This window comes from Geminicoccus roseus DSM 18922, assembly GCF_000427665.1.
Lineage (GTDB): Bacteria > Pseudomonadota > Alphaproteobacteria > Geminicoccales > Geminicoccaceae > Geminicoccus > Geminicoccus roseus.
Window position 1 is genome coordinate 3,940,066 of the sequence record NZ_KE386572.1, and the last position, 21,939, is coordinate 3,962,004.

Sequence of the window (21,939 nt, forward strand, 5' to 3'; positions counted from 1 at the left end):
AGGAAGGAAACGGACAGCATGCTCAAGGTGATCTCGTTGATGAAGCGCAAGCCCGGCATGAGCTTCGAGGAGTTTAGGCACTGGCTCACGGTCGAGCATGTCGAACTCGGCAAGAAGCTGCCGGGCGTGCGCAAGTACACGGTCAACGTCCTCCAGGAGGAGAGCGCCGATGCCCCCTATGACGGGGTGAGCGAGCTCTGGTTCGACAGCAACGAGGCGCGGCTGGAAGCGTTCGGCACCGAGGCCGGCAAGGCGGCGGGCGCCGACGCCGCGGCCCACGCCGACCGCGTCCACCTCCTGACGTCCGAGCACGTGCAGATCTGATGTCCCAGCCGGACCCTGGCCGCCTCGCGCGGCCAGGCCAGCCCGAGGCGCTGGCCGGCGACCTGGAGCGGCTGGGCTATTTCGCCGGTCCGGGCCTTGCCACCGCCCTGGCGCTGGCGCTGCATTTCAACAAGCCGCTCTTGCTCGAGGGCGAGCCCGGGGTCGGCAAGACCGAAGTCGCCCAGGTCCTGGCGACCTGGCTGGAGCGGCCGCTGATCCGGCTGCAATGCCATGACGGGATCGACGCCGGCCAGGCGCTCTACGAATGGAACCATGCCCGCCAGCTCCTGGCGATCCGCAGCCAGGAGGGCGCCCGGCTGGACGATCTGTTCGACCCGTCCTTCCTGATCGAGCGGCCGCTGCTCAAGGCCCTGCGCATGGACCAGGGGGCGGTGCTGCTGATCGACGAGATCGACCGCGCCGACGCCGAGTTCGAGGCCTATCTCCTGGAGTTCCTGGCCGACTTCCGCATCACCGTGCCCGAACTCGGCGCGATCGCCGCGAAGGTGCCGCCGGTGGTGGTGCTCACTTCCAACCGGACCCGCGAACTGCACGACGCGCTGAAGCGGCGCTGCCTCTACCACTGGATCGACTTTCCCGAGCCCGCGCGCGAGCGGCGGATCCTGGAGGCGAGGGTGCCCGGGCTGCGCGCGCAGGCCGCCGCCGCCCTGGTGGAGGCGATCACGACGGTGCGGCGCCTGCCGCTGGCCAAGCGCCCGGGCATCGCCGAGACCGTCGACTGGGCCCGCGCGGTTACCGTCCTGGAAGGCGAGGGGGTCGCCTGGCCGGACTGCCTGCGCCGCAGCCTGGGCCTCCTGCTCAAGGACCAGGACGACCTGCGCCAGGTCCTGGCCTGCGACCTGGCCTGCCAGCCCGGACCCGGCGAATGAGCGAGCAGGCCGCCGCCCTGCTGGACGGCTTCGTGCTGGCGCTGCGCGGCATGGGCGTAGCAGTGCCCATGGAGGCCCACGCCCAGTTCCTCGCCGGCCTGCGCGCGTTGCCGCCGGCCTCGATCGACGGGCTGTACTGGTTGGCGCGCACCAGCCTGCTGCGCTGCCGGGACGACATCGAGCCGTTCGACCAGCTGTTCCAGGCCTGGTTCAAGGAAGGCCGGGTCGGGGTGGAGACCGATGGCGAGACGGCGCCGGACGCGGAGGATCGCCCGGCGCCGGCTGGCCGGGAGATGGGCGGCCCGCTGCCGGTCATGCCGGGCGAGGGCACCGGCAAGGCGGCCGCCAGCGACGATCTGCGGGGCGCCCGGGCGGAGGCGGATGACCTGGAGCAGGACCCGGGCCTGCGCCGGTTCGGGCGGGAGGTCGTGGCGGCGCTGCCGGAGCGGCGCTCGCGGCGGCTGCGCCCCGACCGGCACGGCCGGGCCATCGACCTGCGCCGGACCGTGCGCGCCGCGGTCCGCCAGGGCGGCGAGATCACCGGTCTTGTTCGGCGCGGCCGCCCGGCGCGCAAGCGGGCGCTGGTGCTGCTGGTCGACGTGTCGGGCTCGCACCAGGGGCTGATCGACGGCCACCTGCGGATGGCGCGGGCGATCTCGGAACAGACGCCCTGCGAGGTGTTCTGCTTCGGCTCACGGCTGACCCGGCTGACCCGGGCGCTGGCCGGGGCCAGCGCGCAGGCGGCCCATGAGCGTGCCCTGGCCGCGATCCCCGACTTTGCCGGCGGCACCCGGATCGGCCCGGCCCTAGCGGCGCTGCTGGGCGAGCCGCGCTTTGCCGGCCTCCTGCGCGGCGCCGTGGTCATGGTGGTCTCGGACGGGCTGGAGCGCGGCGACCCGGCGATCATGGCGGCGTCGGCCCGCCGAATCGCCCGGCTCGCCCACCGGCTGGTCTGGCTCACGCCCCTGGCGGGCGACCCGCGCTTTCGCCCGCGCACCCGCGGCCTGCTGGCGGTCCTGCCGCATCTGGACCGGCTCGGCAGTGCTGCCGACCAGGCCGCGATCCTGGCCGAGTTCGGCCGCCTGCGCGCACTGGAACGAACGGGGAGGACCCTGGCATGATCCCGATCATCGACGCCCACCACCATATCTGGCGCAAGAACGACCTGGCCTGGCTGTCCGGGCCAATGCAGCCGCGCATCTTCGGCCCCTACGAGCCGATCCGGCGCGACTACCCGATCGAGGAGTACCTGGCCGACCTCGACGGGTGCGGGGTGGTGGGCTCCGTCTATGTCCAGACCAACTGGCCCAAAGGCGGCGAGCTGGACGAGGTCCGCTGGGTGGAGGCGGAGGCCCGGCGCAGCGGCTGGCCGCAGGCGATCGTCAGCTACCTGGACCTCCTGGACGTGAAGGGGGCGGAGGCGATGCTGGACGCCCAGCAGGCCGCCTCGCCCCGGCTGCGCGGGGTCCGGATGCAGCTGCACTGGCACGAGAACCCGCTCTACCGGTTCGCGGCCGACGCGAACCTGATGGGCGACGCGCGCCTGCGGCGAAACCTCGCCATGATCGCTGAGCGCGGCCTATTGTTCGATTTCCAGATCTTCGCCAGTCAGATGCGGGACGGCGCGGCGCTGGCGGCGGACCTGCCCGGGCTGCCGTTCGTGCTGATGCATGCCGGGATGCTGGAGGATCTGAGCCCGCAAGGCCGCTCGGCCTGGCGGGAGGGCATGCGGCGGCTGGCCGACCAGCCGAACGTGCATGTGAAGCTCAGCGGGCTCGGCACCTTCCTGCATCGCTGCGATCCCGCCCATGTCGAGGACGTGACGCTGCAGACGGTGGAGATGTTCGGACCAGAGCGCTGCGTGTTCGGCAGCAACTTCCCGATCGAGAAGCTGTGGACCAGCTACCCGGCCCTGGTGGAGGCGCACCGGCGGGCGCTGTCATCCCTGGATGAAACCGCGCAGCGACGGATCCTGCACGACAACGCGGCGAGCCTGTACCGGCTGGCCGGCGCTTGAACATGCGACCGGCCGGCCCCGCGAGGGACCGGCCGGCAGCCGGATCATCCGTTCGGCAGAAAGCCTACGGGATCACTGATTGGTGGTGGCGGGCATCGCGTCGTCGGTGGCGGCCGGCATGCCGTCCATCGGAGCCGCGGGGACCGCCTCGGTGCGGGTCGCCCAGCCGCCGTCGGTCTCCTCGATCTCCGGCAGGGCCTCGACCTGCTCCTTGCTCATCGAGACCACCAGCTCATCGGCGTCGCCCTGGGCCATCTGGATCTGGTTCAGGTCGAGGGCCACGGTGCGCTGGCCGATCCCGAGGAAGCCGCCAACATCGACCAGGACGTTCTGGATCGAGCCGTCGTCGCCGATCAGCAGGTCGCTCACCTCGCCGACCGAGTTGCCCTCGGCGTCGACGATGTTGGCGTCCATCAGGTCGTCGGCGCTGTAGTTGCCGGCGATGGTGCCGGCGAAGCTGCCGGGCTCGGTGCCGCTGTAGGACTGGTAGCGCTGGGCATCGGCGTTGGTCATGCTGGGCGCGGTGCCCATGCTGCCGTCGTCAGTCTCGGTCATCTCCGGGCCAGCGCCCTCGATGCCCTGCTCGACTTCCTGAGCGGCGCCCTCCGCCATGTCGCCGGCCTGGTCGGCGGTGTTCTCGACGCCCTGCTGCATCTCCTCGACAGCGTTGCCGGCACCCATTGCCGGGTCCGTCGTCGTCGCATTCTCTTGAGCATAGGCGAAACTGGCGGTGGTGAGGCCGACCACGGCGACACTGGCGAGAAGTGACTTTCTCATGACCTTGGTTCCTCTGCTCCGATTGTTGCTGCGATCTGATGATCGACTGCCAGAGCAACTTGCTCCCACGGCGCGAGGTTCCGAGATATTCTGAGAAAATCCACACAGCTAACGCGTCGCGTGCATTCGCCGCCGGGCACGCCAGCCTTGCATGACCATCCCGGCAGAGGGACATTCACCGGACGGTCCATCTTCCCGCGGGTGGACAATTCGCTGCGGGTGGAACAGATCGATTGGGCATTCACGAAGAGGCGGGGACATCATGAGCGAAGTGGTCATCGTGAGCGCGGCCAGGACCGCGATCGGCTCCTTCAACGGGGCCTTGTCCACGCTGCCGGCCCATGACCTGGGCAAGGTCGCGATCCAGGCGGTGCTGGAGCGGGCCAAGGTCGATGCCGCCGAGGTGTCCGAGGTCATGCTCGGGCAGATCCTCACCGCGGCGCAGGGCCAGAACCCGGCGCGGCAGGCCTCGGTCAATGCCGGGCTGCCGGTCGACGTGCCGGCCTATGGCGTCAACATGCTGTGCGGCTCCGGCCTGAAGACGGTGGCGATGGCCTACCAGGCGGTCCGCAGCGGCGACAGCAAGATCGTGATCGCCGGCGGCCAGGAGAGCATGTCGCAGGCTCCGCACGCCTCCTATCTGCGCGCGGGCGCCAAGATGGGCTCGGTCGAGATGGTCGACACGATGCTGAAAGACGGGCTGTGGGACGCCTTCAACGGCTACCACATGGGCAATACCGCCGAGAACGTCGCCGAGAAGTGGCAGATCACCCGCGAGCAGCAGGACCAGTTCGCGGTGGCCTCGCAGAACAAGGCGGAAGCGGCGGTCAAGGCCGGCCGGTTCAAGGACGAGATCGTCCCGGTCACCATCAAGACCCGCAAGGGCGACGTGATCGTCGAGCAGGACGAGTATCCGCGCTTCGGCGCGACCCTGGAGGCCATGCAGAAGCTGCGCCCGGCCTTCTCCAAGGACGGCAGCGTCACGGCGGGCAACGCGTCCGGGATCAACGACGGCGCTGCCGCGGTGATGGTGATGAGCGCCGACGAGGCGTCGCGCCGCGGCCTGACCCCGCTGGCGCGGATCGTGTCCTGGGGCCAGGCGGGCGTCGACCCGGCGATCATGGGCTCTGGTCCCATCCCGGCGTCGCGGATGGCCCTGAAGCGGGCCGGCTGGTCGGCGGACGACCTGGACCTGATCGAGGCCAACGAGGCCTTCGCGGCGCAGGCCTGCGCGGTCAACAAGGACCTCGGCTGGGATACCTCCAAGGTCAACGTGAACGGCGGCGCCATCGCGCTCGGCCACCCGGTCGGCGCGTCCGGCGCCCGCGTGCTGGTCACGCTCCTGCACGAGATGCAGAAGCGCGACAGCAAGAAGGGGCTGGCGACGCTGTGCATCGGCGGCGGCATGGGCATCGCCCTGTGCGTGGCCCGCGACTGAGCATTTTTGCCGATCGTCCCGGCCGGACCTTCTTTCCGGCCGGGCACGCGTTCATGTTCTGAACGAAGGTCTGCAACGACCTCGGTCCGATTAGGGAGAACGATCATGGCCCGCGTCGCACTCGTCACCGGGGGATCCCGCGGTATCGGAGCCGCCATTTCGGTGGCCTTGAAGGAAGCAGGCTATCAGGTCGCCGCGAACTACGCGGGCAACGACCAGGCCGCCAACGAGTTCTCCAAGCAGACCGGCATCCCGGTGTTCAAGTTCAGCGTCGCCGAGTTCGACGCCTGCAAGGAAGGCGTGGCCAAGGTCGAGGCCGAGCTCGGCCCGATCGACGTGCTGGTCAACAATGCCGGCATCACCCGCGACACCAGCTTCAGCAAGATGACGCCCGAGCAGTGGCGCGAGGTGATGGCGACCAACCTGGATTCGCTGTTCTTCATGTCGAAATGCGTGTTCGACGGCATGAAGAAGCGCGGCTTCGGCCGGATCATCACCATCGGCTCGGTGAACGGCCAGAAGGGCCAGTTCGGCCAGACCAACTATGCCGCGGCCAAGGCCGGGGCGGCCGGGTTCACCAAGTCGCTGGCGCAGGAGGGGGCCCGCTCCAACATCACCGTCAACGTCGTGGCCCCCGGCTATATCGGCACCGACATGGTCAAGGCGGTGCCCCAGGAGGTGCTCAACGCCAAGGTCCTGCCGCAGATCCCGGTCGGCCGCCTGGGCGAGCCCGAGGAGATCGGCCGCTGCGTGGTGTTCCTGGCCAGCGACGATGCCGGCTTCATCACCGGCTCCACGCTCACCGCCAATGGCGGCCAGTACATGACCTGAGCGGCGGGCGGCCGGCGTCGGGGCTTCCTGGCGCCGGCCGGCTCGGCTAGTGGTGCTGCGCGGCCGGAGCCGACGGGCCGGCCCTTTCCCGTTATTTCAGGAGATCATCGGATGACTGGACGGCTCGCGGGCAAACGCGTGCTTGTGACCGCTGCGGCCCAAGGCATCGGCCGCGCGATCGCGCTCTCCTTCGCGCGCGAAGGCGCCGACGTGCTCGCGACCGACGTGAACGCCCATCTGCTGGTCGACCTGGAGGCCGAGCAGGGCATCCGGACCGAGCGGCTGGACGTGCTGTCCGCCGATGCGATCCGCGCCTGCGCCGAGCAGAACCCCGGCATCAACGTCCTGGTCAACGTCGCGGGCTATGTCCACAACGGCACGATCCTGGACTGCACCGACGAGCAGTGGGACTTCGCGTTCGACCTGAACGTCCGTTCGATGTTCTGGATCATCAAGGCGTTCCTGCCGAAGATGATCGAGCAGGGCGGCGGCTCGATCGTCAACGTCTCCAGCGTGGCCGGCGCCTTCAAGGGCGTGCCGAACCGCTTCACCTACGGCGCCTCCAAGGCGGCCGTGCAGGGGCTGACCAAGTCGGTCGCGATCGACTTCGTGAAGCAGGGCATCCGCTGCAACGCGATCTGCCCGGGCACGGTGCAGTCGCCCTCGCTGGACGACCGGATCAACGCGGCGGCCGACCCGGTGCAGGCCCGCAAGGACTTCATCGCGCGCCAGCCCATGGGCCGGCTCGGCAAGGCCGAGGAGATCGCCGCCCTGGCGCTCTACCTGGCCTCGGACGAGAGCGCCTACACCACCGGCACGCTGCAGGTGATCGACGGCGGCCTGACCATCTGAGGTCCCGCCGGCCTGCCGGATCCCCGGCAGGCCGGTGCTTCCGTCAGCGGGTGCCGTAGATGCGGTCGCCGGCGTCGCCCAGGCCCGGCATGATGTAGCCGTGGTCGTTGAGCTGGCGATCCTGGGCGGCGGTGAAGATCGGCACGTCCGGATGGGCGTCGTGGAATTTCTTCACCCCCTCCGGCGCCGCCAGCAGGCAGGCGTACTTGATCTCGGTGGCGCCCGAATCCTTGACCTTCTGGACCGCGGCGATCGCGGAATTGGCGGTCGCCAGCATCGGGTCGACCAGGATCACCTGGCGGTCGGCGATGTCGCTCGGCACCTTGTAGTAGTACTCCACCGGCTTCAGGGTCGCAGGATCCCGGTACAGGCCGACATGGCCGACCCGGGCGGACGGGATCAGGTCGAGCATCCCCTCCAGGAGGCCGTTGCCGGCGCGCAGCACCGAGACCAGGCAGAGCTTCTTGCCGGCCAGCATCCGCACCTTGGTGACCTCCAGCGGAGTCTCGACCTCGACTTCCTCGGTGGGCAGGTCGCGGCAGATCTCGTAGCCCAGCAGCAGCGCGATCTCCTTGACCAGCCGGCGGAACTCCGCGGTGGAGGTCTCCTTGCGCCGCATCAGGGACAGCTTGTGCTGGACCAGGGGATGGTCGACCACGACGAGCTTGGACATGCGGTTTTCTCCGGGGCAGGGGGCGCGGCCCCGTTTAAGGCAGCCCGGGCCCAGAGGGCAATGCACCGGCGCCGTCGCCCTTGACGCGCGGCAGCGCGGCGATACCGTCCAGCGAAGTGGGGTGATCCAGCTTTGGAGTGTGCCGATGAGACGCCGGACGACGTTCGCCGCGATGGCCTTGAGCCTTGGCCTCTCGACCGGGCTCCTGGGCGCCCTCGGCCCGGCCCTGGCGGCCACGCCGCCCGACACGCTGGTGATGGCCAAGAACATCGACGACATGATCACGCTGGACCCGGCCGAGTGCTTCGAGTTCAGCGGCGGCGAGATCGTGGCGCAGATGTACACCCGGCTCGTCACCCCCGACCCGAAGGACTTCAGCCAGCTGGTCGGCGGGGTCGCCGAGAGCTGGGAGATCTCGCCGGACGGCGACAAGCTGACCTTCAAGATCCGGCCCGGCCTGAAGTTTCATTCCGGCAACCCGGTCACCGCCGAGGATGCCGCCTGGTCGCTGCAGCGGGTGATCATCCTCGACAAGACGCCGGCCTTCATCCTCTCGCAGTTCGGCTGGACCGCCGACAACGTGAAGGCGCATGTCGTGGCGACCACGCCCGACACGCTGGAGATCACCCTGGTCAACAAGTTCGCGCCGACCCTGGTGCTGAACGCGCTGTCCGCCGGGGTGGGCTCGGTGGTCGATTCCAAGCTGGTGCTGGAGCACGAGGAGAATGGCGACCTCGGCTATGGCTGGCTGAAGAACCAGTCGGCGGGCTCGGGCGCGTTCAAGCTGCTGACCTGGAAGGCCAAGGACGCGGTGGCGCTGGAGGCGAATCCGGACTTCTACCTGGGCGCGCCCGCGATGAAGCGGGTGATCGTGCGCCATGTCGGCGAGCCCGCCACCCAGCAGCTCCTGATCCAGAAGGGTGACGCGGACATCGCCCGCAACCTCAGCCCCGACCAGATCGCGGAGCTGACCAAGAGCCCGGATTTCGAGCTGCAGGCCGAGCCCAAGCAGAGCGTGCTCTATCTGGGCCTGAACCAGAAGAACGAGATCCTGGCCAACCCGAAGGTGCGGGACGCGCTGCGCCATGCCGTCGACTACGAGGGGCTGGCCACCAACCTGCTGCAGGGGCAGTGGAAGGTGCACCAGTCCTTCCTGGGCGAGGGCACGTTCGGCGCGCTCAACGACAATCCGTACAGCTTCGACGTCGAGAAGGCGAAGGCGCTGCTCGCCGAATCCGGGGTGGGCGCCGACCCGAAGATCACCTTCGACGTGCCCAACACCTCGCCCTACATCGACATCGCCCAGGCGATCCAGGGCAGCTTCGGCCAGGCCGGGGTCGGCGTGGAGCTGGTCCAGGCCGACCAGAAGCAGATCCTGACCAAGTACCGGGCGCGCAACCACGACATGGTGCTGATGTACTGGTCGCCGGACTACCTGGACCCGCACTCCACCACCGACTACTTCGCCAACAACCCGGACAACAGCGACCAGGGCACCGCCAAGACCATCGCCTGGCGCAATGCCTGGGACATCCCGGAGCTGAGCAGGCAGACCGGCGAGGCGGCGCTGGAGCTCGATCCCGAGGCGCGCGAGGAAACCTATCTGGACATCCAGCGGCAGGTGCAGGACGAGGGTGCCTACGTGCTGATGTTCCAGCAGGTCGAGCAGACCGTGGTGCGGGCCAATGTCGAGGGCTTCGTGTCCGGGCCGACCTTCGATACCGTCACCTATGCGGGCGTGACCAAGCAGTAGACAGGGCCTTTCCGTGGCGCTGTCGCCCGAAGCCGACCGCCCTGCCGACCTGCCCGCCGAGGAGGCGACCGCGCACAGCGCGTTCCTGCGCCTGTCGCGCCGGGCGGCGTCGCTGATCGGCTCGGTCGTCCTGACCGTGCTCGGCCTGCTGATGGTGACCTTCACCATCGGCCGGGTCGTGCCGGTCGATCCGCTGCTGGCGGTGGTGGGCGACCGGGCGCCGGAGCATGTCCGCGAGCGCGCCGCGATCGAGCTTGGCCTGGACCAGCCGCTCTGGCGGCAGTTCCTGCGCTACCTGGGCGAGGTCCTGCAGGGCGATTTCGGCAACTCGGTGCTGAGCGGCCAGCCGGTGCTCACCGACATCGCCCGATTCTTCCCGGCGACGCTGGAGCTGGCCACCACCGCCACCATCATGGGCGTGTTCCTGGGCGTGCCGCTGGGGGTGCTGGCGGCGACCCGGCACGGGCGCTGGCAGGACCAAGTGATCCGGGTCGTGGCGCTGGCCGGCTACTCGGTGCCGGTGTTCTGGCTGGGCCTGGTCGGGCTGCTGCTGTTCTACGCCGAGCTCGGCTGGGTGGCGGGGCCCGGGCGGATCGACGTGGTCTACGAGTACACGATCGAACCGGTGACCGAGCTGATGCTGGTCGACACGCTGCTCGCCGGCGACACCGACGCGTTCTTCGACGCGGTCTCGCACCTGATCCTGCCGGCCTCGGTGTTGGGCTATTTCTCGCTGGCCTACATCACCCGGATGACCCGCTCGCTCATGCTGGGCGAACTCGGCCAGGAATACATCGTGGCGGCGCGGGTGAAGGGCCTGTCGGAGACCCGGGTGATCTGGCGGCATGCCGTCGGCAACATCATGGTGCCGCTGATCACCACCATCGCCCTGTCCTATGCCTATCTCCTGGAAGGGGCGGTCCTGACCGAGACCGTGTTCGCCTGGCCGGGGCTGGGGCTCTACATCACCCAGTCCCTGTTCAGCGCCGATCTCACCGCCGTGCTGGGCGCCACCATCGTGATCGGCCTGGTGTTCATCGGCCTGAACCTGCTCTCCGACCTGCTCTACACCCTGGTCGACCCGAGGGCGAAATGAGCGCCGTCACCGCCTGGCTGACCACCGAAACGCCGGCCTCCCGCGCCCAGGCCCGCGCCGGGCGCTTCTACCAGGGCAGCAGGGCGCTGCTGGCCAACCGGCTGGCCGCGACCGGGATCGTGATCGTGGCGGTGCTGCTGGTGGTGGCGCTGCTGGCCCCGCAGCTGGCGCCGTTCGAGCCGGACGCGCAGAACCTGTCGGAGCGGCTGCTGCCGCCTTCCTGGACCCATCCGTTCGGCACCGACCAGCTGGGGAGGGACATCCTGAGCCGGGTGATCTGGGGCAGCCGGATCACGCTCACCATCATCGCGCTGGCGGCGGTCACCGTGGCGCCGATCGGGCTGACGGTCGGGATCGTCGCCGGCTACCGGGGCGGGCTGGTCGACCAGGTGCTGATGCGGATCACCGACGTGTTCATGGCGTTCCCGCGCCTGGTGCTGGCGCTGGCGCTGGTGGCGGCGCTGGGGCCGGGCATCGAGAACGCGATCATCGCGATCGCCGCCACCGCCTGGCCACCCTATGCGCGCCTTGCCCGCGCCGAGACCCTGACCCTGCGCAAGCAGGACTTCATCGCGGCGGCGAAACTGCAGGGCGCCTCGCACCTGCGCATCCTGTTCCACCACATCATGCCGCTCACCGTCTCCACCATCCTGGCCCGGCTGACCCTGGACCTGGCCGGAATGATCCTGATCGCCGCAGGGCTCGGTTTCCTGGGCCTGGGCGCCCAGCCGCCCTCGCCGGAATGGGGGGCGATGGTGGCCTCGGGCCGCGAGTTCCTGACCCAGCAATGGTGGGTGGCGACCATGCCGGGTGCCGCGATCTTTTTGGTCAGCCTCGCCTTCAACCTGATCGGCGACGGGCTGCGCGACGTGCTGGACCCCAAGGCGGCCGGCCGATGAGCGCGCCGCTTTTGGAGGTGGACGGGCTGACGGTGAGCTTTCCCGGCCGCGACGGGCCGAGGGAGGTGGTGCGCGACGTGTCGTTCACGGTCGGGCGCGAGAAGGTCGGGATCGTCGGCGAGAGCGGCTCCGGCAAGTCGATGACCGCGCGGGCAATCCTCGACCTGATCCCGCCGCCCGGGACGGTGTCGGCCAGGCGGCTGGCGTTCGACGGGCGCGACCTGGCGCGGATGGGCCGAAGAGAGCGGATGCGCCTGCGCGGGCGGGACATCGCCATGGTGCTGCAGGACCCGCGCCACGCGCTGAACCCGGTGATGACGGTGGGCGCACAGCTGGTCGAGACCTTCCGGGTCCACCACCGGCTGGGCTTCAAGGAAGCGCGGACCCGCTCGATCGAGGCGCTGGATACGGTGCATATCCGCGACCCGGAGCGGGTGTTCGACCTCTATCCCCACGAGATCTCCGGCGGGATGGGCCAGCGGGCGATGATCGCGATGATGCTGGCCCCAAACCCGCAGCTGCTCCTGGCCGACGAGCCGACCTCGGCCCTGGACGCCACGGTGGAGGCCGGGATCCTGGAAACGCTGGACGAGCTGGTGACCGCGCGCGGCATGGGGCTGGTCCTGGTCAGCCACGACCTGGACCTGGTCGGCGCGTTCTGCGACCGGGTGCTGGTGTTCTATGCCGGGCGGATCGTCGAGGAACTGGCGGCCCACGAGCTGGCGCGGGCGCAGCATCCCTATACCCGGGGCCTTCTCGCCTGCGTGCCGCGCCTGGGCGAGCGGCGCGGCGAGCTGCCGGTGCTCCAGCGCGATCCGGACTGGGCGTCATGACCGAGCCTTCCATCGGGATCTCGGACCTGCGGGTGCGCTATGGCCGCCTGAACGCGCTGGACGGCGTGTCGCTGGCGGTGGAGCCGGGAGCCTGCCTGGGCCTGGTGGGCGAGAGCGGGTCGGGCAAGTCCACCGTACTGCGCGTGCTGACCGGGCTGGTCGAGGAATGGCAGGGCCGGGTCCAGGTGGCCGGGCGCCCGGTCTCGGGCAGTGATCGCGACCTGCGCTTTTGCCGCGAAGTGCAGATGGTGTTCCAGGATCCCTACGGGTCCCTGCACCCGCGCCGCACCATCGACGCGATCCTGGACGAGCCGATCGCGATCCACCGCCTGGGCGATCCGGCAAGGCTGATCCCGCAGGCCCTGGCCGATGTCGGGCTGCCGGCCGAGGTGCGCTTCCGCTACCCGCACCAGCTCTCCGGCGGGCAGCGCCAGCGCGTCGCCATCGCCCGCGCCCTTCTGCCCGAGCCCTCGATCCTCCTGCTCGACGAGCCGACCTCGGCGCTGGACGTCTCGGTGCAGGCGGAGATCCTGAACCTGCTGGTGGCAATCCAGCAGCGCCGCCGGCTGACCGCGATCCTGGTCAGCCACAACCTCGCCGTGGTGGCGCATATGTGCCCGCGCGTGCTGGTGATGGACCGGGGCCGGATCGTCGAGGAACTCAGCCGCGACGCGCTGGACGCCGGGCAGGCCGTCTCGGCGCAGGCCAGGGCGCTGATCGCGGCCAGCCGCCATGTCCGGACACAGGCTTCAAAAGTCGGACGATAGCGTCTAAGGGCTTGCCTCGTGTTTTTGGGAGGATGGAGCGCAGATGAAGCTCGTGCGTTACGGCACCCCGGGTGCCGAGAAGCCTGGTATCGTGGACAAGGACGGCGTGATCCGTTCGCTCGACGGGATCGTTCCCGACATCGCCGGTGCCGCACTCTCGGACGAGGGCCTGTCGAAGATCCGCGCGGTCGATCCGACCACCCTGCCGAAGGTTCCGGAGAACACCCGGCTCGGCCCCTGCGTGGGCGGCACGGGCAAGTTCATCTGCATCGGCCTGAACTATGCGGACCATGCGGCCGAGAGCAACCTGCCGGTGCCGAACGAGCCGGTGGTGTTCATGAAGGCGACCTCGGCGATCATCGGGCCGAACGACCAGGTGAAGATCCCCAGGACCTCGGTGAAGACCGACTGGGAGGTCGAGCTCGGCGTCGTCATCGGCAAGACCGCCTCCTATGTCAGCGAGGCCGAGGCGCTGGACTATGTCGCCGGCTACTGCGTGATCAACGACGTGTCCGAGCGGGCCTTCCAGGCCGAGCGCGGCGGCCAGTGGACCAAGGGCAAGTCCTGCGACACGTTCGGCCCGACCGGCCCGTGGCTGGTCACCCGCGACGAGGTGCCGGACCCGCAGAACCTGCACATGTGGCTGGAGGTCGACGGGCACCGCTACCAGAACGGCTCCACCAAGACGATGGTCTTCGACGTGAAGCACATCGTGCACTACCTGAGCCAGTTCATGTCCCTGCAGCCGGGCGACATCATCTCGACCGGCACCCCGCCGGGCGTGGGCATGGGCCAGAAGCCCGAGCCGATCTACCTCAAGGCCGGCCAGGTCATGCGCCTGGGCATCGAGGGCCTGGGCGAGCAGCGCCAGGAAGTCGGCGAGGCCTGAGCCTGGCCGGCAGCCGCGCAGGGATGGCTCACGGAGCCGTCCCTGCCGCTGCCCCGACCGGCACGCCGGGCTCCAGCGATCGGCGCATGAAGATCGTCCCGGCCACCGGCGTGTCGTAATAGGGCTCGACGATCTCGAAGCCGAGCCTGCGGTAGAGCGCCTGTGCTCCCGCCATGGACGGAAGTGTGTCCAGGCGCATCTCGCGATAGCCGATCCGCCGGGCCTTCCCCAGGATCGCCTCGACCAGTCGCACGCCCAACCCCATGCCCCGGCCTTCGGGGGCGACGTAGAGCCGCTTCATCTCGCAGCAGCCATCCGGCGCTATGGGCCTGAGCGCGACGCAGCCGGCCGGGACGCCGTCGGAATGGCGGGCCAGCAGCAGCTCTCCTTCCGGAGGCGCGTACTTGCCCGGCATGGAGCGCATCTCCGCCTCGAAGCCCTGGTAGGCCAGGTCCACGTCGAGCGACGCCGCATAGGCCCGGAACAGGTCCACCGCCGCCGCCAGCTCGCCGGGCGTCCGGACGGCGACGATGCGGAAGGCGGGCGGCGGGGTCATGGTCACTTGATCGGGTATTTCGCCTCGATCTCGGCGACCTGCTCGGGCGTGAGCAGGCGCGGGTTCAGGTTGCGCAGCATCAGGTAGAGCTTCGCCGTTTCCTCCAGCTCCTCCACCGCGTTGGTGGCGGCCTCCAGGTCCTTGTCGGCGACGACGGGGCCGTGGTTGGCGAGCAGCACCGTGCTGGCGCGGCCGGCAACCCCGCGGATCGCGTCGCCGAGCTTGGGGTCGCCCGGGATGAAGTAGGGGAGCAGGGGGACCCGGCCGCAGCGCATGCAGTAATAGGCGGTGAGCGGCGGCAGGACGTTGTCCGGGTCGACCTCCGGCAGCATCGAGACCGCCACCGAGTGGGTCGAGTGCAGGTGGACGATGGCCCCGGCCGACGCCCGCTCGTCGTACATCGCCGAATGGAGCGGGATCTCCTTGGACGGCGGGTCGCCGGACAGGAGCCTGCCATTCGCGTCGAGCCGGCTGATCCGGGCGGGATCCAGGCGGCCGAGCGAGGCGTTGGTGGGGGTCATCAGCCAGGTGCCGTCGTCCAGCCGGGCGCTGATGTTGCCGGTCGAGCCCGAGGTCAGGCCGCGGTCGAAGATCGAGGCGCCGATCGTGCAGATCTGCTCGCGGAGCCTGCTTTCCTCGCTCATGGGCGCCTGCCCGGCATGAAGCCGAACGCCTTGGACAAAAAGTCCGGGGTGCCGAAGTTGCCGGATTTCAGCGCCAGGGCCAGCGGCCGCTCGCCCACCGAGACGGTGGCCGGCACGCCCGGGTCGATCTTCTCGCCGATGCGCAGGGCCGACACCTTCAGGGCCGCCACCACCGCACCGCTGGTCTCGCCGCCGGCCACCACCAGCCGGCGCACGCCGCGCTCGACAAGACTGGTGGCGAGCAGGCCCATGGCGCGCTCGACCAGCTCGCCGGCGCGATCACGGCCCAGGATTGCCTGGGCGGCGGAGACCTCGGCCGGGTCGGCGCTGGCATAGAGCAGCACCGGGCCGTCCTGCATGTGCTCCTGCGCAAACGCCAGGGCCTGCTCGATCTGGGCGTCGCCGTCGCTCAAGGATTGCGGGTCGAGCTGGAAGGCCGGGCGCTTGTTCTTGAAGTCGGCGACCTGGCCGCGGGTCGCGACCGAGCAGCTTCCGGCCAGCACTGCCTCCAGGCCGTCGACGTCGGGCAGGATGCCGGCCTGGTGATGGCCGAGCTGGCCCTGGCGCCTGAAGTTCTCGGGCAGGCCAAGGGCGATCCCGGAGCCGCCGGTCACCAGCTTCAGGTCGGCGGCGGCCTCGCCCAGGATCCGCAGGTCCTGATCGTCGGTGACGTCGGTGACGAGATGGACGATGCCCTGGCCGCGCAGTTCCTCCATGCGCGCCCGCACCGCGGCAGCACCCTGGTGAACGATGTCGTAGCGGATCAGGCCGACCTTCTGCCGGCTCTGCGCCGCCATCACCCGCACCAGGTCGGAATCGGTCATCGGGTTGAGCGGATGCTTCTCCATCCCGCTCTCGGACAGCAGCTTGTCGCCGACGAACAGGTGGCCGCGGAAGATCGAGCGCTGCAGGGTCGGGTAGGCCGGGCAGACCATGGTCAGGTCGGCACCCAGCTCCTTCAGGAGCGCCTCGGCGACCGGGCCGATATTGCCGTCCGGGGTGGAATCGAAGGTCGAGCAGTACTTGAACAGGATCTGCCTGGCGCCGCGCTCCTGCAAAAAGCGCAGCGCCTGGAGCGACTGGCGGACCGCGTCGGCCGCCGGGATCGAGCGCGACTTCAGCGCGACCACCAGGGCGTCGACCTCGCCGGTCTCGGTGCCGGGCTCCGGCACGCCGATCGTCTGGACCGTGCGCATGCCTTCCTGGACCAGCACCGCGGCCAGATCGGTGGCGCCGGTGGAATCATCGGCGATGCAGCCGAGCAGCATGGGTTCTCCGCCTCCCTCGGGTTCGTTCGTGCAAAAGACCTAGCGCCTGGAGGCGCTGCCGGCGAGCAGGTCGGTGAGCTGCTGGTGGACGCTGTTGCGGGCCGGACGCCAGAGGCCCCGCTCGATCGCCTCGGCGAACCTTGCCGCCATCTCGCTCAAACCCTCGGGATTGGCCTCCCGCAGGAAGCCCCGGACCCGCTCGTCCTGCAGGTAGGCGTCGAACAGCTGGTCGAAATGATGGTCCTCGACCACCCGCGCGGTGGCGGCGAAGGCGAACAGATAGTCGACCGTCGCCACCATCTCGAAGGCGCCCTTGTAGCCGTGGCGCATGACGCCTGCGATCCAGCGCGGGTTGGCGGCGCGGCCGCGCACGATCCGGCCGATCTCGTCGGCGAGCCGCCTGGGCTTCGGCGTCTCCGGGCGGCTGTGGTCGACATGAAAGGCTTCGGGCTGGCGGCCGCTCAGAGCGCGCACCGCCGCGATCACCCCGCCCTCGAACTGGTAGTAGTCGTCGCTGTCGAGCAGGTCGTGCTCGCGGTTGTCCTGGTTGTGCAGGACCAGCTGGACCCCGGCCAGGCGGCGCTCCAGCTGGTCGCGGTCGGCGATCCCGTCGCGGCCCTGGCCATAGGCATAGCCGCCCCAGGTCAGGTAGCCCTCGGCGAGATCGGCATCGGTCTGCCAGTGGCGCTCGTCGATCAGCGCCTGCAGCCCGGCGCCATAGGCGCCCGGCCGGCTGCCGAACACCCGGGCCGAGGCCCGGTGGCGGGCTTCCCCGGCGTCCTGGCCCTTTGCCACCAGCCACGCGGTTTCCGCCTGAACGTTGGCCGCCAGCGGGTTCTGGCCGGGCGGCTCGTCCAGCGAGGCCACCAGCCGCGCCGCCTCGTCGATCAGGGCGATCTGGTGGGGGAAGGCGTCGCGGAAGAAGCCGGAGACCCGGAAGGTCACGTCGATGCGCGGCCGGCCCAGGGCCGAGAGCGGCAGGACCTCCACGCCGGTGACCCTGCCGCCGGCCCCGTCCCAGACCGGCCGGCAGCCCATCAGCGCCAATGCCTGGGCGATGTCGTCGCCGCCGGTGCGCATGTTGGCGGTGCCCCAGGCGGACACCACCAGGGCTTTGGGCCAGTCGCCGTGGCGCTCGGTGTAGAGCTGCACCACCGAGGCGGCCGAGGCCCAGCCCAGGCGCCAGGCGGTGGGGGTGGGCAGGGAGCGGGCGTCGATGGAAAAGAAGTTGCGGCCGGTCGGCAGCACGTCGGGCCGGCCGCGGCTGGGGGCGCCGGACGGGCCCGGGCGGACGAAGCGGCCGTCCAGGGCGCGCAGCAGGCCGGCGATCTCGGCCGGGCCGGAGCGGTCCAGGGCCGGGGCGATCTCCATGTGGATCCGCCGGAGGACAGATGTGGTGGCGGTCCAGTGCGGCGGGCAGGCGGGCGGAGGGTTGCCCAGCAGGGACAGGGCCAGAAGTTCCAGCCGCTCGACCGTGTCGCCCACCGTCCGCCAGGGGGCCGCAGACAGGGTGGCGAGCCGGTCCGGCCGGGGGCCGGTCCAGGCCTGGCCGGGTTCGCCTGCCGCCAGCGGGTCGAAGCCGGCCAAGTCCAGGTCCTGGGCCAGGGCGCGCAGGAGCGAGCCGTCGCCCTCACGGCTGCCGCGCGGCAGGCGGGCCAGCGCCGCCAGCATCTCGGCGCGGGGCGTGCCGGCGGGGCCCTGGCCGAACACGTGCAGGCCGTCGCGGATCTGCAGTTCCTTCAGGTCGCAGAGATAGGAATCGATCGCGAGCAGGCGCTCGTCCGGGCTGTCGGTGGTGAGGTCGAGGTCCTGGTCGATCTTCAGGCGCTGGGCTTCCTCGGCGATGGCCGTGCCCAGGGCGCGGGCGCGCTTGGGGTCGAGCTCGCGGGCCTGGGCGAACTCGTCGAGCAGGCTCTCCAGGGCGTGCAGGTCGCCATAGAGGCCGGCCCTGGCCAGCGGCGGGGTCAGGTGGTCGATCACGACTGCGCCGGTGCGCCGCTTGGCCTGGGTGCCTTCGCCGGGGTCGTTGACGATGAACGGGTAGATCACCGGCATAGACCCGGTCAGGGCAGCGGGAAAGCAGGCCTCGGACAGGCCGGCAGCCTTGCCCGGCAGCCATTCCAGGTTGCCGTGCTTGCCGACCTGGACCAGGGCGTGGGCGCGCAGGCCGTGGCGCAGCCAGAGATGGAAGGCCAGGTAGCGGTGCGGCGGCGGCAGGGCCGGGTCGTGCCAGGAAAGTGCTGGGTCGATCTCGTAGCCGCGCGAGGGCTGCAGCGCGACCACGACCTCGCCCAGCGGCAGAACCGGCAGGACCAGGGCGTCGTCCAGGCAGAACGGGTCGGCCTCGGGCGCGCCCCAGCGCTGGGCAACCGCATCCCGGACCGGCCGGGGCAGGTCGGCCAGCCATGCCTGGTACTGGTCGAGCGGAACGCGGACGCGCTGTTCCCGGCCCGGGTTGCCCGGGTCGGCGACGTTGGTGACGCCCGCCTGGAGCTGCCGCACCAGGGTGTCGCCATCGGGCGGAATGGATTGGATATTGTATCCAGTCTGAGCCATCGCCCGCAGGATCGCGACGGTGGAGGCGGGGGTGTCCAGGCCGACGCCGTTGGCGAGGCGGCCGTCGCGCACCGGGTAGTTGGCGAGCACCAGGGCGACGCGGCGCTCGGCCGGGGGCGCGGCGGCGAGGTGGGCCCAGGCGGCGGCTTGGTCGGCGGCGCGGCGGATGCCTTGGGGGAAGGGCTGCCAGCGGATGATCCGGCACTGGGTGCGCGGATCGAGCTGGCCTTCGCCCTTGAAGGCGATAGGAGCGGTGTGGACGCGGCCGTCCAGCTCGGGCAGGGCGACCTGCATGCCGAGGTCGACCGGGGCCAGGCCGCGCGGGGAGGCTTCCCAGGCCGCTTGGGTGGAGCTGGAGAGGACCAGCTGCAGGACGGGAACGCCCAGCCGGTCGAACGGGGTGGTCCAGCCGGCCTCGGCATCCGCGACGGAAAAGCCGGTGGCGGCCAGCAGGACGGAGGGGGCGAGGGCCTGGCAGGCATCGGCGGCGATGGCGGCCTCGGCCGGGTCCTTCAGGCTGGTGGTGAACAGGCCGACCGCGGGCAGCCCGCGCTCGGCCAGGGCGTCGAGCAGCCGGTCGACCGGGTCCAGGTCGCCGGCCAGCAGCAGGGCCCGGTAGAACAGGAGCACCGCCCGGACCGGCGGCTGGCCCTCAGCCCGGAAGGCGGCGGCGTCCGTCCAGCTCCGCCCGGCCCGGTAGAGGCCGGTGCGCGGCAGCGGCATCGGCCGGGCGGTCGGCGGATCGCCGCGCAGCAGGGCCGCGCCGTCCTCCAGGAACAGGCTTGCATTGGCGACGCCACCTTCCGCCAGACAGCGCCAAAGCCGCTGGGTAGTGGGGGCCGGCAGGGACGACCAGCCGTCCAGCGAGGGATCGGGACGGTCGTCGCCCGGCAGGACCGCCAGCTCGATGCCGCGCGCGCGGCAGGCCTGCACCACCTGGTCCAGGCCGTAGGACCAGTAGGAGCGTCCGCCGATCAGGCGCAGCACCACCAGGCGGGCATGGGCGACGGTGCGCTCGACCCAGAGATCCACCGACATCGGATGGCGCAGGAGGCGCAGCGGCGCCAGCCGCAGCGACGGGCAGGCGTCGCCCAGCCCGTCCGCGGCGGCCGCCAGGCAGGCGATCTCGGTGTCGGCGAAGGAGCCGACCACCAAGTCGCCCGGCTCCTGGGCGAGATCGAGCGCCTCGCCCTCCACCGGCGTGCCGGCGGCATCGGCGCGCAGGAGATGCATGTCAGCGCAGGGTGGCGATGGCCGCGGCGATGCCGTCCTGGTCCAGCCCCTTCTCGCCGATCACCACAAGGCGCCCGTCCCGCGCCTCGTCCGGACGCCATGGCCGGTCGAACCCCTGGGACACCCGGCCGCCGACCCCCTGGACCGCCAGGCGCATCGGCCGGTCGGCGACCTCCAGAAAGCCCTTGAGGCGCAGGATGCCATGGCGGTCGGCGATCTCGCCCAGTCGGGCAGCCACCCGGTCCGGATCGGCCACCGCGCCCAGCGCCACCGAGAAGCTCTCGAAGTCGTCGTGGTCGTGGTCCTCGCCGTCATGGTGGGAGGGGCGGCTGTCCAGGTCGGCCTCGGCGGCCGCACCGATGCCCAGCAGCACCTCGACCGGCAGGCGACCCTCGCTGGCGCGCACCACCCGCGCCTGCGGCCGCAGGTCCTGGGCGACCGAGCCGTCCACCGCCGGCCAGTCCGCCTCGCCGACCAGGTCGGCCTTGTTCAGCACCACGAGATCGGCGCAGCCGACCTGCTCCTCGAACAGCTCCTCCAGCGGCGTCTCGTGATCCAGGTTCTCGTCGGCCAGGCGCTGGCGCTGCACCGCGGCCGGATCCGGCGCGAACTGGCCGGCGGCCACCGCGGCGGCGTCCACCACGGTCACCACCCCGTCCACGGTGACCCGCTCGCGGATGCCCGGCCAGGCGAACGCCTTCACCAGCGGCTTGGGCAGCGCCAGGCCGGAGGTCTCGATCACGATGTGGTCGGGCGGCGGCTCCATCGCCAGGAGCTTTTCCATGGTCGGCAGGAAGTCGTCGGCCACCGTGCAGCAGATGCAGCCATTGGCCAGCTCGACCACGTCCTCCTCGCGGCAGGTGGCGTCGCCGCAGCCCAGCAGCAGCTCGCGATCGACCCCAAGCTCGCCGAACTCGTTGATCACCAGCGCCAGGCGGCGGCCGCCGGCATTCCTCAGGAGATGACGGATCAGCGTGGTCTTGCCGCTGCCCAGGAAACCGGTGACCACCGTCGCTGCAATCTTCGTCATCTTCGACCTTTCAGTTCCCAGGGAATGCCCGCGGTCACCAGGGTGACCGTGGCGGCGATCGCGGCGATCCGCTGATGCAGCCGGCCGGCATGGTCGACGAAGGCGCGCGCCATCGCGTTCATCGGCACGATGCCCTGGCCGACCTCGTTCGAGACCAGCACGACCCGGCCGGGCAGGCCGGGCAGGATGGCGACCAGCTCGTCCGAGGCCGCCGGCACGTCCTGCTCCGCGACCATCAGGTTGGTCAGCCACAGGGTCAGGCATTCCACCAGCACCACCGTTTCGGGTGCGGCATGCCGTTGCAGGCAGCCTGCGAGCGCCAGCGGCTCCTCGACCGTGGTCCAGCGCGGGTCGCGCTCCGCCCGGTGCCGGGCGACCCTGTTCGCCATCTCCGCGTCCAGCACCTGCGAGGTCGCAACATAAACCGGCGCCAGGCCGCTCGCGAGGCAGGCGGATTCGGCGTGGCGGCTCTTGCCGGAGCGGGCGCCGCCCAGGACGAGCTCGAGATGGGACGGGGGGGCGGTGATCATGATGCTGCGATGTGCAGCGGGCGGCCGGGATCGGTCAAGGCCGACACATGAGCGGTTTTCAACTGGTTCTGCCGGCTGGATCT

General features: G+C 70.5%; 21 protein-coding genes. 13 read left to right on the forward strand and 8 right to left on the reverse strand.

Going from position 1 to position 21,939, the window contains the following annotated elements; translation table 11 throughout:
* Window positions 1-18: 18 nt before the first annotated feature.
* From GEMRO_RS30660 to GEMRO_RS0119600, 4 genes are read left to right on the forward strand one after another with little or no spacing between them, the layout of a single operon-like run.
* Window positions 19-324: an EthD family reductase gene (locus tag GEMRO_RS30660; RefSeq protein WP_035485658.1), complete on the forward strand. Its 306-nt coding sequence runs from the start codon at window positions 19-21 to the stop codon at window positions 322-324.
* Complete coding sequence (locus GEMRO_RS30665; protein ID WP_051329260.1) at window positions 324-1,214, forward strand: AAA family ATPase; 891 nt, start codon at window positions 324-326, stop codon at window positions 1,212-1,214. Before GEMRO_RS30660 ends, GEMRO_RS30665 begins: the two co-directional genes overlap by 1 nt.
* Window positions 1,211-2,335, forward strand: a complete 1,125-nt coding sequence (locus GEMRO_RS0119595) for a VWA domain-containing protein (protein ID WP_035485660.1) — start codon at window positions 1,211-1,213, stop codon at window positions 2,333-2,335. The genes GEMRO_RS30665 and GEMRO_RS0119595 overlap by 4 nt, the downstream gene beginning before the upstream one ends.
* On the forward strand, window positions 2,332-3,231 hold the full coding sequence (locus tag GEMRO_RS0119600; RefSeq protein WP_027135368.1) for an amidohydrolase family protein: 900 nt from the start codon (window positions 2,332-2,334) through the stop codon (window positions 3,229-3,231). The genes GEMRO_RS0119595 and GEMRO_RS0119600 overlap by 4 nt, the downstream gene beginning before the upstream one ends.
* Before the next feature lie 72 nt (window positions 3,232-3,303).
* On the opposite strand, the gene GEMRO_RS0119605 is transcribed toward GEMRO_RS0119600, so the two are convergent.
* Entirely contained in the window at window positions 3,304-4,008 is a 705-nt protein-coding gene (locus tag GEMRO_RS0119605) for a PRC-barrel domain-containing protein (RefSeq protein ID WP_084507221.1), read from the reverse strand.
* 259 nt (window positions 4,009-4,267) lie between these two features.
* Here GEMRO_RS0119605 and GEMRO_RS0119610 point away from each other — a divergent pair, with 259 nt between their 5' ends.
* From GEMRO_RS0119610 to GEMRO_RS0119620, 3 genes are all read left to right on the forward strand, one after another.
* A complete protein-coding gene (locus tag GEMRO_RS0119610; protein WP_157505818.1) occupies window positions 4,268-5,446 on the forward strand; it encodes an acetyl-CoA C-acetyltransferase in 1,179 nt (392 codons plus the stop codon).
* Window positions 5,447-5,551: 105 nt separating this feature from the next.
* Entirely contained in the window at window positions 5,552-6,277 is a 726-nt protein-coding gene (phbB, locus tag GEMRO_RS0119615) for an acetoacetyl-CoA reductase (protein WP_027135371.1), read from the forward strand.
* Window positions 6,278-6,388: 111 nt separating this feature from the next.
* A complete protein-coding gene (locus tag GEMRO_RS0119620; protein WP_027135372.1) occupies window positions 6,389-7,129 on the forward strand; it encodes an SDR family oxidoreductase in 741 nt (246 codons plus the stop codon).
* A 43-nt stretch (window positions 7,130-7,172) separates the two neighbouring features.
* Here the strand turns inward: GEMRO_RS0119620 and upp are convergent, their stop codons facing one another.
* Entirely contained in the window at window positions 7,173-7,802 is a 630-nt protein-coding gene (gene upp, locus GEMRO_RS0119625) for a uracil phosphoribosyltransferase (RefSeq protein WP_027135373.1), read from the reverse strand.
* A 145-nt stretch (window positions 7,803-7,947) separates the two neighbouring features.
* Here upp and GEMRO_RS0119630 point away from each other — a divergent pair, with 145 nt between their 5' ends.
* Genes GEMRO_RS0119630 through GEMRO_RS0119655 form a run of 6 tightly spaced genes read left to right on the forward strand, consistent with a single transcriptional unit; the run spans window position 7,948 to window position 14,039 of the window.
* Window positions 7,948-9,555 (forward strand): ABC transporter substrate-binding protein, encoded by a 1,608-nt coding sequence (locus GEMRO_RS0119630; protein WP_027135374.1) that lies wholly within the window; start codon window positions 7,948-7,950, stop codon window positions 9,553-9,555.
* 13 nt (window positions 9,556-9,568) lie between these two features.
* Window positions 9,569-10,651, forward strand: a complete 1,083-nt coding sequence (locus GEMRO_RS0119635; protein ID WP_407645395.1) for an ABC transporter permease — start codon at window positions 9,569-9,571, stop codon at window positions 10,649-10,651.
* A complete protein-coding gene (nikC, locus tag GEMRO_RS0119640; protein WP_027135376.1) occupies window positions 10,648-11,550 on the forward strand; it encodes a nickel transporter permease in 903 nt (300 codons plus the stop codon). Before GEMRO_RS0119635 ends, nikC begins: the two co-directional genes overlap by 4 nt.
* A complete protein-coding gene (locus tag GEMRO_RS0119645; protein ID WP_027135377.1) occupies window positions 11,547-12,383 on the forward strand; it encodes an ABC transporter ATP-binding protein in 837 nt (278 codons plus the stop codon). Before nikC ends, GEMRO_RS0119645 begins: the two co-directional genes overlap by 4 nt.
* Window positions 12,380-13,150 (forward strand): ABC transporter ATP-binding protein, encoded by a 771-nt coding sequence (locus tag GEMRO_RS0119650; protein WP_027135378.1) that lies wholly within the window; start codon window positions 12,380-12,382, stop codon window positions 13,148-13,150. The genes GEMRO_RS0119645 and GEMRO_RS0119650 overlap by 4 nt, the downstream gene beginning before the upstream one ends.
* A gap of 43 nt (window positions 13,151-13,193) precedes the next feature.
* A complete protein-coding gene (locus tag GEMRO_RS0119655) occupies window positions 13,194-14,039 on the forward strand; it encodes a fumarylacetoacetate hydrolase family protein (protein ID WP_027135379.1) in 846 nt (281 codons plus the stop codon).
* 28 nt (window positions 14,040-14,067) lie between these two features.
* Here GEMRO_RS0119655 and GEMRO_RS30670 read toward each other — a convergent pair whose 3' ends face one another.
* Genes GEMRO_RS30670 through cobU form a run of 6 tightly spaced genes read right to left on the reverse strand, consistent with a single transcriptional unit; the run spans window position 14,068 to window position 21,856 of the window.
* Window positions 14,068-14,595 (reverse strand): GNAT family N-acetyltransferase, encoded by a 528-nt coding sequence (locus GEMRO_RS30670; RefSeq protein WP_051329262.1) that lies wholly within the window; start codon window positions 14,593-14,595, stop codon window positions 14,068-14,070.
* Between the two features lie 2 nt (window positions 14,596-14,597).
* Entirely contained in the window at window positions 14,598-15,239 is a 642-nt protein-coding gene (gene otnC, locus GEMRO_RS0119665) for a 3-oxo-tetronate 4-phosphate decarboxylase (protein ID WP_027135380.1), read from the reverse strand.
* Window positions 15,236-16,507: a 3-oxo-tetronate kinase gene (otnK, locus tag GEMRO_RS0119670; RefSeq protein ID WP_027135381.1), complete on the reverse strand. Its 1,272-nt coding sequence runs from the start codon at window positions 16,505-16,507 to the stop codon at window positions 15,236-15,238. Before otnK ends, otnC begins: the two co-directional genes overlap by 4 nt.
* Before the next feature lie 39 nt (window positions 16,508-16,546).
* A complete protein-coding gene (gene cobN, locus GEMRO_RS0119675) occupies window positions 16,547-20,296 on the reverse strand; it encodes a cobaltochelatase subunit CobN (protein ID WP_027135382.1) in 3,750 nt (1,249 codons plus the stop codon).
* Between the two features lies 1 nt (window position 20,297).
* Window positions 20,298-21,326 (reverse strand): cobalamin biosynthesis protein CobW, encoded by a 1,029-nt coding sequence (cobW, locus tag GEMRO_RS0119680; protein ID WP_027135383.1) that lies wholly within the window; start codon window positions 21,324-21,326, stop codon window positions 20,298-20,300.
* Window positions 21,323-21,856, reverse strand: coding sequence for a bifunctional adenosylcobinamide kinase/adenosylcobinamide-phosphate guanylyltransferase (gene cobU / locus GEMRO_RS0119685; RefSeq protein WP_035485663.1), 534 nt, complete (start codon window positions 21,854-21,856; stop codon window positions 21,323-21,325). The genes cobW and cobU overlap by 4 nt, the downstream gene beginning before the upstream one ends.
* Window positions 21,857-21,939 lie beyond the last annotated feature (83 nt).

Excerpts from the sequence above, each read along its gene's own strand:
- GEMRO_RS30660 (WP_035485658.1), top strand. The coding sequence starts at position 19 with ATGCTCAAGGTGATCTCGTTGATGAAGCGCAAGCCCGGCATGAGCTTC.
- GEMRO_RS30665 (WP_051329260.1), top strand. The coding sequence starts at position 324 with ATGTCCCAGCCGGACCCTGGCCGCCTCGCGCGGCCAGGCCAGCCCGAG.
- GEMRO_RS0119595 (WP_035485660.1), top strand. The coding sequence starts at position 1,211 with ATGAGCGAGCAGGCCGCCGCCCTGCTGGACGGCTTCGTGCTGGCGCTG.
- GEMRO_RS0119600 (WP_027135368.1), top strand. The coding sequence starts at position 2,332 with ATGATCCCGATCATCGACGCCCACCACCATATCTGGCGCAAGAACGAC.
- GEMRO_RS0119605 (WP_084507221.1), bottom strand. The coding sequence starts at position 4,008 with ATGAGAAAGTCACTTCTCGCCAGTGTCGCCGTGGTCGGCCTCACCACC.
- phbB (WP_027135371.1), top strand. The coding sequence starts at position 5,552 with ATGGCCCGCGTCGCACTCGTCACCGGGGGATCCCGCGGTATCGGAGCC.
- GEMRO_RS0119620 (WP_027135372.1), top strand. The coding sequence starts at position 6,389 with ATGACTGGACGGCTCGCGGGCAAACGCGTGCTTGTGACCGCTGCGGCC.
- upp (WP_027135373.1), bottom strand. The coding sequence starts at position 7,802 with ATGTCCAAGCTCGTCGTGGTCGACCATCCCCTGGTCCAGCACAAGCTG.
- GEMRO_RS0119630 (WP_027135374.1), top strand. The coding sequence starts at position 7,948 with ATGAGACGCCGGACGACGTTCGCCGCGATGGCCTTGAGCCTTGGCCTC.
- nikC (WP_027135376.1), top strand. The coding sequence starts at position 10,648 with ATGAGCGCCGTCACCGCCTGGCTGACCACCGAAACGCCGGCCTCCCGC.
- GEMRO_RS0119645 (WP_027135377.1), top strand. The coding sequence starts at position 11,547 with ATGAGCGCGCCGCTTTTGGAGGTGGACGGGCTGACGGTGAGCTTTCCC.
- GEMRO_RS0119650 (WP_027135378.1), top strand. The coding sequence starts at position 12,380 with ATGACCGAGCCTTCCATCGGGATCTCGGACCTGCGGGTGCGCTATGGC.
- GEMRO_RS0119655 (WP_027135379.1), top strand. The coding sequence starts at position 13,194 with ATGAAGCTCGTGCGTTACGGCACCCCGGGTGCCGAGAAGCCTGGTATC.
- GEMRO_RS30670 (WP_051329262.1), bottom strand. The coding sequence starts at position 14,595 with ATGACCCCGCCGCCCGCCTTCCGCATCGTCGCCGTCCGGACGCCCGGC.
- otnC (WP_027135380.1), bottom strand. The coding sequence starts at position 15,239 with ATGAGCGAGGAAAGCAGGCTCCGCGAGCAGATCTGCACGATCGGCGCC.
- otnK (WP_027135381.1), bottom strand. The coding sequence starts at position 16,507 with ATGCTGCTCGGCTGCATCGCCGATGATTCCACCGGCGCCACCGATCTG.
- cobN (WP_027135382.1), bottom strand. The coding sequence starts at position 20,296 with ATGCATCTCCTGCGCGCCGATGCCGCCGGCACGCCGGTGGAGGGCGAG.
- cobW (WP_027135383.1), bottom strand. The coding sequence starts at position 21,326 with ATGACGAAGATTGCAGCGACGGTGGTCACCGGTTTCCTGGGCAGCGGC.
- cobU (WP_035485663.1), bottom strand. The coding sequence starts at position 21,856 with ATGATCACCGCCCCCCCGTCCCATCTCGAGCTCGTCCTGGGCGGCGCC.